This window comes from Candidatus Andeanibacterium sp., from assembly GCF_057143545.1.
On the sequence record NZ_DBNHSF010000156.1, the window covers coordinates 1 to 9,090 of the forward strand.

Here is a 9,090-nt window from a genome sequence, read left to right on the forward strand (position 1 = left end):
CCTCCCGCCCGGATGCGATCGATCACTTCGACCCCGCGGACCGCGCCGATCCGGCAGGGCGTGCATTTGCCGCAGCTTTCCGCCGCGCAGAACTCCATCGCGAACCGCGCCATGGCGCCCATGTCGGCGGTGTCGTCGAACACCGTGATCCCGGCATGGCCGATCAGCGCATCGGCCGCGGCATAGGCTTCGTAGTCGAACGGAATGTCGAACTGGTCGGGATGGATATAGGCGCCGAGCGGCCCGCCGACCTGGACCGCCTTGACTGGGCGGCCGCTTTGGGTGCCGCCGCCGATATCGTTGACCAGTTCGCCCAAAGTTATCCCGAAAGCGGTCTCGTAGAGCCCGCCATGCTTGATATTGCCCGCGAGCTGGATCGGCATCGTGCCCTTCGAACGTTCGATCCCGAGGCTCTCGTAAAGCGAGGCACCGCCTTCGGTCAGGATATGCGGGATCGCCGCGAGGGTGAGGACGTTGTTGACCACCGTCGGCTTGCCGAACAGGCCCTTGAGCGCCGGGAGCGGCGGCTTGGCGCGCACTTCGCCGCGCTTGCCTTCGAGCGAATTGAGGAGCGAGGTTTCCTCGCCGCATACATACGCCCCCGCACCGACCCTGACCTCGCATTCGAACGGAGCGATGATCGAGGCGCAAACCCGGAGCGCCGCGTTCATCTTGGCGATCGCATCGGGATATTCGCTGCGCAGGTAGACATAACCCTTGGTCGCACCGACCGCCTCGCCGGCAATCGCCATGCCCTCGATCAGCGCGAAGGGGTCGCCTTCCATCACCATGCGGTCGGCAAAAGTGCCAGAATCGCCCTCGTCGGCGTTGCAGACGATATATTTCTGGTCGGCTTCGGCCCCAGCGACGGTCTTCCATTTGATCCCGGCGGGGAAGCCCGCCCCGCCGCGGCCGCGCAGCCCCGACTGGATCACCTCTTCGACGATCTTCTGGGGGCCGATCTTGCGCGCCCGCTTGAGTCCGGCCCAGCCGCCGGTCGCTTCGTAATCTTCGAGACTGGTCGGGCGGGTCTTGCCGGCCCGGGCGAAGGTCAGGCGCTGCTGGCCCTTGATGAAAGGGTGGTCCTCGATTGTGCCAATTGCCTTGTCGCTCGATCCCTCGAGGATCGCCGCCACATCGTCGAGCGTCGCCGGGCCGAAGCCCTCTCCGTCGATTTCGACCAGCGGCTCGAGCCAATGCATGCCCCAGCTCGAGACGCGCCGGACTTCGGCGCCGGCCTTGGCGAAGGCATCGGCAAGCGCGTCCGCACCCACTGCGCGGGCCAGCGCGTCATCGGAAATTCGTACAATAGTCATGCGTTTTCAATCAGTTTGTTGAGCGCCGCACCATCGAGACGGGCGTGGAGCGTGTCGCCGATCCGGGCGTTCGGTCCCGAACTGCACAGCCCCAGGCAATAGACCGTCGCCAGTTTCACACGCTCGCCCGCGGCTTTCGTAGCTCCTTCCATCAGGGCCTCGACCCCGCGCGCCTTGCAGCTTTCCGCCCGGCAGATCTGGACCACGGGCCGGGGGTCGGCCTTCGATGTGTAATCGTGGTAGAAGCTTACCACGCCATGCACGTCGGCGCGCGAGAGGTTCAGCGCATCGGCGATGAATTTTTCCGCCTCTTCGTCGACGCAGCCAAGCTCGCGCTGGACGTCGTTGAGGATCGGCAGCAGCGCGCCTTCGCGGTCCTTGTGCTCGGCGACGATTTCGGCGAGTTTTTCCTGGCTGCTCATGGTTTCAGTCTTTCGGCGTGCCATGCGACATGCTCGGCCATGAAGGTCGAGATGAAATAATAGGAGTGGTCATACCCCTCCTGGATGCGGATTTCGGCGCGCATATCCGCATTTCGGCAGGCCCGGTCAAGCAAGTTGGTCTTGAGCTGTTCCTCGAGGAAATTGTCGGCATGGCCCTGATCGACCAGCAGGTCGGGCAAGCGGGCCCCGTCTTCGATCAACGCCACGGCATCGTAGGCCCGCCAAACTTCCCGGTCCGCACCGAGATAGCCGGTCAACGCCTTTTCGCCCCACGGGCAATTGATCGGGCTGACGATCGGCGCGAAGGCGCTGGTCGAGCGGAACCGGCCCGGATTGCGCAGGCTGATGGTCAAGGCCCCGTGGCCGCCCATTGAATGGCCGGTAATCCCTTGCCGATCCATGTCGGCCGGGAAACTGGCGCCGATGATCTCGGGAAGTTCGCGTTCGATATAGCTGCGCATGCGGAAGTTCTTCGCCCACGGCTCCTCGGTCGCATCGACATAGAATCCCGCGCCCTTGCCGAAATCATAGGCTTCGTCGTCGGGGACATCGTCTCCGCGCGGCGAGGTGTCGGGCGCAACGAAGACGATCCCGTGCTCGGCACAGGCCGCACGGTACTCGCCCTTCTCGGTCACATTTGCGTGGGTGCAGGTGAGGCCGGAAAGATACCACAGCACCGGCAATCTCGCGCCCGGCTCATGCTCGGGCACGAACACCGAGAAGGTCATCGGGGTGCCGGTCTCGTGCGACAGGTGGGTGTAGACACCCTGCCGCCCGCCATGGCTCCGGTTTTCGCTGACCGCCTCGAGGCTCATCAGCCTTCCCGGTAGAGGGCGCAGAGCTTGTTGCCGTCGGGATCGCGCAGATAGGCAAGATAGAGCCTTCCGAAGCTTCCTTCGCGCCAGCCGGGCGGATCCTCGATGTCGGTCCCGCCCGCGGCGACCCCGGCCGCATGCCACGCATCCGCCTGTTCCGGGTTTTCCATCTTGAAGCCTACCGTCCCGCCATTGGCATGGGTGGCGGGCTCGCCGTCGATCGGTGTGGTGACGATAAAGATCCCGCCATCATGCATGTAGACGAGCCGGTTCCTGGGATCGATGAAGGCTTCCTTGCCGCCCATCGCCCTGAACAAGGCGTCGTAGAATGACTTCGAGCGGTGGATGTCGTTCGACCCCACCATCATGTGACTGAACATCACTGGCCTCCCATACCCGAGCGAACCTACTCCTTCGGCCCGGTGTTCGGCGCAAAGACGCAGATCTTGTGACCGTCCGGGTCGCGTAGATAGGCGCCATACATATTGCCCGGCGAGGCCGCGCGAAAGCCCGGTTCGCCAGCGTCGTTCCCTCCGGCGGAGAGCCCTGCCGCATGCCAGGCATCGACAGTGGCGTAATCCTTCGCCTTGAAGCCCAGGGTAAAGCCGTTCATGCAACTCGCGGCCTCTCCATCGGCGGGCCTGGCGACGATCAGGCTGCCCTCGCCGCTCGGGTAGACGGTGCCGTGGGGCAGCGGATGGCCTTCATAGCCGAGGACGCCCATGGTGGCATCGTAGAACTTGCGCGAGGCATCGATGTCGTTGGTGCCGACGAAGATGTGATTGAACATGTAATTCCAGTCTTTCGTTTAGAGGGGTTTGAACTCAGTAGACCACGACGCTGCGGATGCTCTCGCCCGCATGCATCAGGTCGAAGGCGGTGTTGATCTCTTCGAGACCCATGACATGGGTTATCATCGGGTCGATCTCGATCTTGCCGGCCATGTACATATCGACGATCTTGGGCACGTCGGTGCGGCCCTTGGCTCCGCCGAAGGCCGTTCCACGCCAGTTGCGACCGGTGACGAGCTGGAACGGGCGGGTGGCGATTTCCTTGCCTGCTTCGGCCACGCCGATAATTACCGAAGTGCCCCAGCCGCGGTGGCAGGCTTCGAGCGCCATGCGCATCACCTCGGTATTGCCGGTGGCATCGAAAGTGTAGTCCGCCCCGCCATCGGTCATCTCGACGACCTTCGCGACCACATCCTCGCGGCTCATGCCCTTGGAGTTGAGGAATTCGGTCATGCCGAATTTCCTGCCCCATTCCTCGCGCGCAGGGTTGATGTCGACCCCGATGATCTTGTTCGCCCCGGCGAGGCGCGCGCCCTGGATCACGTTGAGCCCGATCCCGCCGAGCCCGAACACCACGACATTGTCGCCCACCTGCACCTTGGCGGTGTTGATCACCGCGCCGACCCCGGTGGTCACGCCGCAACCGATGTAACAGCTGGTCTGGAACGGCGCATCCTCGCGGATCCTGGCGACCGCGATTTCGGGCAGCACGGTGAAGTTCGAAAAGGTCGAACAGCCCATATAATGGTAGATCGTCTCGCCCTTGTAGGAAAAGCGGCTGGTCCCGTCGGGCATCAGCCCCTTGCCCTGCGTGGCGCGGATCGCGGTGCACAGGTTCGTCTTGCCCGAGAGGCACGACTTACACTGGCGGCATTCGGGCGTGTAGAGCGGGATCACATGGTCGCCGGGCTTCACGCTGGTGACGCCCGGCCCGACCTCGCGCACCACGCCGGCGCCCTCATGGCCAAGGATCGAGGGGAAGATCCCCTCGCTGTCGAAACCGTCGAGCGTATAGGCATCGGTATGGCAGATGCCGGTCGCCATGATCTCGACCAGCACTTCTCCCTCCTTGGGGCCTTCGAGATCGAGCTCGACGATTTCCAAGGGCTGCTTGGCTTCGAAGGCGACGGCGGCACGGGTCTTCATCGGGTCCTATTCCTCCGGGAATCTTCTGATTGCTCGGCCGACAGCTCAGGCGGCCGCTTTCATATGTTCTTCGTCGGCATCGCGCACCGGCATCATGAACAGCATGACGGCACCAAGTACCGCGCCTGCGCTCATGATCGCCGATACGATCAGCAATTGGTCGTTGCCCAGCCAAGTGAAAAGGTAACCGGCGACGATCGGCGAACCCGCTGCCCCCAGACGTCCGACGCCCAGCACGAAGCCGGTGCCGCTGGCGCGGGCATAGGCGGGAAAGCCCGCGGCGAAGGCGGCATAATAACCGACGATCGCCGAGTTGAGGAAGAACATGGTGAAGAAGGTCGCGCTGCGCCATTCCCAAAGCGAGTCGTGGCCTGCTCCGAACCAGACGACTGCAAGCGAACCAAGCAAGGCCGCAATGATGGTTGGACCCTTGATGCCCCATTTCTTGAGCAGGAAGCCGAACATCGCGCCGCCAACTGCGCCGCCGACATTTGCCCAGGTCAGCGTGGTCGCCGCTTCCGGTTGGGTATAGCCCGAATCCGAAACGATCTGCACCGCGAATTTGAGGATGTAATAGAAGGTGAAGGTGTGGAACATGTAGCCAAAGGCCAGCAGCAAGGTCACCGGCCGCAGGCGAGGATTGGCGAGGATATCCGTGACCTTGGGCTTGGGAACGTCGGACCTGACATCGGGCAGGGCATCGATCGGGGGCTTGCCGAAGGCATGGAGCGACCTGTTGATCTTTTCCAGCGCGCCCGCGGGGCGGCGCGCCGCATAATAGGCTGGCGTTTCCGGCACCAGCAGGACGACCAGCGGGATCATGGCCGCGGTAACGACCGCGCCGAACAGGAATACCGCCCGCCAGTCGTAATCCGCCAGCAGCCATTCGGATGCGGCAAAGCCGCCGATCACGCCGCCGACCGGATAGCCGATCACATAAAGCGCCATGGATATGCTGCGGCCGGACTTGCTGGTCGTTTCGGCGACGACCGCATTGGTCGAAGCGAGCATGCCGCCGATGCCGAGACCGGTGATGAACCGCCAGATCGTCATGTCGGTAACGCCGGAGGCCGAATGGGCGAAGTACATGCCGATCGCCATGATCGTGAGGCAGACTAGCATGGTGAGCTTGCGGCCATATTTGTCGGCCATCCCACCTAACATGACGGAACCAAAGCCCATTCCGACCAGTTCGGCCGAAAGGACGATTCCCAGTTCGCTGCGCGGAATACCCCAATCCGCCGAGATACCGGGCGCCGCAAAGGCGCTTGAGAGAACGTCGAACCCGTCGAGCGCGTTCAGAAAGATCATCAGGAATACGACCAGCAACTGGCGAAAGCCCATCGGCGTGTCGTTGATCACGGAAATCGGGTTGGTGCCCTCGGAAGCTCCGGCCATTATCTTGGTATCCTCTCTATCTCCGAATCCTCATTCGTGGATTCGCGCGAGCATTTCCACCAGTTTCTCGACCTCTTCGGTGGTGAAACGGCTCTTGAGCCAGTCTTCGTGCTCGCCAATCGCCTGCTTGGCTTCCGCCAGGGCCGCCTCGCCGCCCTGGGTAAGGTAGAGCGCTTGCTTGCGTCCATCGGTCTCCGAACGCTCGCGGCGCAGGAACTCCCGGTCCTGGAGCCGGTTGACGATGGTCATGGTGGTCGCTCGGTCCATCCGCAGGCGCTGGCCGACTTCGATCTGCGCAATGCCGGGATGATCGTCCACCAGCCACAGGACCGAGACCTGCTTCTGGGTAAGGTCGAGATTGGAAAAGGTCTCGGTGAAATGCCGGTAAACCGCACCCTGGGCAAGGCGGATATGGAAGCCGACAATATCGGCGAGGTCGCCGATCTCGTTATCGTTGTTTTCGATCAAAGACGCCGCTTCCAAAGACCCTATCCCCTCATCTTGCACAATTGTTAGTGGAGCATACAATTGCGCGCAAGGATCAAGGAGAGGATTCGCTCGATGTCTCATTTCCCCGACACGCCCAACTTCACCGGCTTCAACACGCCTTCACGGATCGAAGCCGATATCGAGGACCTCGCGCATGAGGGCGAGATCCCCAGGGAGATCGACGGCGCCTTCTATCGCGTCCAGCCCGATCCCCAGTTCCCGCCCATGCTGGGCGACGACATCGCCTTCAATGGCGACGGGATGATCACCCGTTTCCATATCCACGACGGGCAGGTCGATTTTCGCCAGCGCTGGGCCAAGACCGACAAGTGGAAAGCGGAGAAGGCCGCAGGGCGGGGCCTGTTCGGGATGTATCGCAACCCTTTGACCGACGATCCTTCGGTCCAGGGCATGATCCGCTCTACCGCCAACACCAATGCCTGGATCTATGCCGGCAAGCTCTGGGCGATGAAGGAAGACAGCCCGTCATTGCTGATGGACCCGGTGACGATGGAGACCGAGGAGTTCGAGACCTGGCACGGTGCAATGAAGAGCCAGACCTTCACCGCCCATCCCAAGATCGATCCCAGGACCGGGAACATGGTCGCGATCGGCTATGCCGCGTCGGGCCTGTGCACCGACGATGTCGCGCTGCTCGAAGTGAACCCTGCTGGCGAGCTGGTCAGCGAAGTGTGGTTCAAGACGCCCTATTACTGCATGATGCACGACTTTGCGATCACCGAGGATTACCTCGTGCTGCATGTCGTGCCCTCGATCGGCAGCTGGGAGCGGCTGGAGCAGAGGCTCCCCCATTTCGGCTTCGACACCACCATGCCGGTCTATCTCGGGATCATCCCGCGCCGGACCGACCTCAAGCAGGAAGACATTCGCTGGTTCAAGCGCGACAATTGCTTCGCCAGCCATGTCGTCAACGCCTGGCAGGAGGGCAGCAAGGTCCACTTCATCGTTCCGGAAGCCAAGAACAACATGTTCCCGTTCTTCCCGGACGTTCATGGCGAGCCGTTCAACGGGCTCGAGGCGATGTCGAAGCTCACCCGCTGGACGGTCGACATGGCCTCGAACGACGACGAGTTCGACGAGATTGTCCGGCTGACCGAGACCTCGAGCGAGTTCCCGCGGATCGACGACCGCTTCACCGGGGTGAAGAATCGCTACACCTGGGGCCTCGAAATGGACATGAGCCGCCCATGCGAGTTGAAGGGCGGCAGCGCCGGCGGGTTCCTGATGAACTGCCTGTTCCTCAAGGACCTCGACACCGGGGCCGAGCAGCACTGGTGGTGCGGCCCGGTCTCCTCGCTGCAGGAGCCTTGCTTCATCCCCCGTTCGAAGGAGGCGCCCGAGGGCGACGGCTGGATCGTGATGCTGTGCAACCGGCTCGAAGAGAAGCGCACCGATCTCCTGATTTTCGACGCGCTCGACATCGAGAAGGGCCCGGTCGCGACCGTCAACATTCCGATCCGCCTGCGCTTCGGCCTCCACGGCAACTTCGCCCGCTCCGAGGATATCGGGCTGGAGGCGAAGGTGCCCGAGCCGGCTTGAACGCGGGGATGGGTGGCCGATGAGGACTGGCAAGGCGTTCGTTGGTGCGGCCTTGGTTGCCTGCCTGGTTCTTCCGGCTTGTACGAAGGTCGTCGAGCCGGAGGAGGCAGAGCAGTCCGAGATCGTCCATGAACTGACGCCGGCCGTCATCGCGATGCGCTGGCAGTGGCTCAATCCCGAGATCAACAGCTTCACCTTCCGCGAGACAAAGGACGTCTTCGAATATCGCGATGTGCGCCGCGGCGATGAAGTTTGGGATTTGCCGCGCGGCGAAGCAATGAGGCTTCCCGGCGATTACGATGCCTTTGCCGAACGGACCTTCACCAATGCCATGCTGGTGATCCGCAAGGGCGAGATCGTGTTCGAGGACTACCGCAACCGGATGTTGCCCGGGACGCGGCATGTCGCCTTCTCGATGTCGAAGACCATTACCGCGCTGCTCACCGGGATCGCGCTCGACAAGGGCGAGATCGCCTCGCTCGACGACCGGGCCGACACATATGTGCCGCAGCTCAAGGGCACCGGCTACGAGGGCGTGACGATCCGCCAGATCCTCCAGATGCGCTCGGGCGTCGATTACGAGGAGCGCTACGATTTCGGCGACAACCCGAGCTTTGCCGGAAGGCTCCACGAGCAGGCGATCGTGCTTAACCGGCAGCGCTTCGCCGACGGCGCGCTCGAGACCACCCGCGCCAACGAGCCGGGCAGCACCTTCAACTATTCGACGCTTGACACCATGTTACTCGGCTGGGTGCTCGAAGCGGCGACCGGACTCAAGCTCGAGCAACAGATGGAGCAGCGCATCTGGCAGCCACTCGGCGCGGAGGTCGACGGCTTCTGGCTCGCCGACGGGCCTCCCGGAAATGGCCGCGCACTCAACGGCATGGGCTTCAGCGCCACCCTGCGGGACTTCGGTCGGCTCGGGCTGCTGATGGCCAATGACGGGGTCCGCGGGGAAACCAGGATCATCCCCGAAGGTTGGCTGGACGCGATGTCCACCATGCTCCCCACCGGTGCGCCCGCCGGGCGGGGCTTCCCCGGCTACGGCTTCCAGACCTGGCAGGTCGACAACGAACCCGGCGCCTACGCCGCGGTCGGCCTGGCCGGCCAGTTCATCTATGTCCACCCGGCA

Annotated in this window: 10 protein-coding genes; 2 read left to right on the forward strand and 8 right to left on the reverse strand. The window is 63.1% G+C overall.

The genetic code is table 11. The features are described 5' to 3' along the window. The 8 genes from AC16XC_RS08985 to AC16XC_RS09020 all read right to left on the reverse strand — a co-directional run. Positions 1-1,316 (reverse strand): NADH-ubiquinone oxidoreductase-F iron-sulfur binding region domain-containing protein (locus tag AC16XC_RS08985; protein WP_484034311.1); only part of this gene is annotated, 1,316 nt, incomplete at its 3' end. Continuing rightward, positions 1,313-1,738, reverse strand: a complete 426-nt coding sequence (locus AC16XC_RS08990) for an NAD(P)H-dependent oxidoreductase subunit E (protein ID WP_484034312.1) — start codon at positions 1,736-1,738, stop codon at positions 1,313-1,315. The genes AC16XC_RS08985 and AC16XC_RS08990, both read right to left, overlap by 4 nt. Next, positions 1,735-2,574 carry an S-formylglutathione hydrolase gene (gene fghA, locus AC16XC_RS08995; protein WP_484034313.1) on the reverse strand — a complete coding sequence of 280 codons (840 nt, stop codon included), beginning with the start codon at positions 2,572-2,574 and terminating at the stop codon, positions 1,735-1,737. Before fghA ends, AC16XC_RS08990 begins: the two co-directional genes overlap by 4 nt. Beyond that, positions 2,574-2,954, reverse strand: a complete 381-nt coding sequence (locus tag AC16XC_RS09000) for a VOC family protein (RefSeq protein ID WP_484034314.1) — start codon at positions 2,952-2,954, stop codon at positions 2,574-2,576. The genes fghA and AC16XC_RS09000 overlap by 1 nt, the downstream gene beginning before the upstream one ends. Before the next feature lie 26 nt (positions 2,955-2,980). Next, positions 2,981-3,364, reverse strand: a complete 384-nt coding sequence (locus tag AC16XC_RS09005) for a VOC family protein (RefSeq protein ID WP_484034315.1) — start codon at positions 3,362-3,364, stop codon at positions 2,981-2,983. Positions 3,365-3,398: 34 nt separating this feature from the next. Further along, positions 3,399-4,511, reverse strand: a complete 1,113-nt coding sequence (locus AC16XC_RS09010) for an S-(hydroxymethyl)glutathione dehydrogenase/class III alcohol dehydrogenase (protein ID WP_484034316.1) — start codon at positions 4,509-4,511, stop codon at positions 3,399-3,401. Positions 4,512-4,556: 45 nt separating this feature from the next. Beyond that, a complete protein-coding gene (locus tag AC16XC_RS09015; protein ID WP_484034317.1) occupies positions 4,557-5,909 on the reverse strand; it encodes an MFS transporter in 1,353 nt (450 codons plus the stop codon). Positions 5,910-5,939: 30 nt separating this feature from the next. Then, positions 5,940-6,377 carry a Saro_0803 family transcriptional regulator gene (locus AC16XC_RS09020; protein WP_484034318.1) on the reverse strand — a complete coding sequence of 146 codons (438 nt, stop codon included), beginning with the start codon at positions 6,375-6,377 and terminating at the stop codon, positions 5,940-5,942. Positions 6,378-6,470: 93 nt separating this feature from the next. On the opposite strand from AC16XC_RS09020, the gene AC16XC_RS09025 reads away from it, so the two are divergent. Both AC16XC_RS09025 and AC16XC_RS09030 read left to right on the forward strand, forming a co-directional pair. Beyond that, the gene (locus tag AC16XC_RS09025) at positions 6,471-7,958 is read left to right on the forward strand and encodes a lignostilbene-alpha,beta-dioxygenase (RefSeq protein ID WP_484034319.1); all 1,488 of its coding nucleotides are present in this window, start codon (positions 6,471-6,473) and stop codon (positions 7,956-7,958) included. A 19-nt stretch (positions 7,959-7,977) separates the two neighbouring features. Further along, positions 7,978-9,090 (forward strand): serine hydrolase domain-containing protein (locus tag AC16XC_RS09030; RefSeq protein ID WP_484034320.1); only part of this gene is annotated, 1,113 nt, incomplete at its 3' end.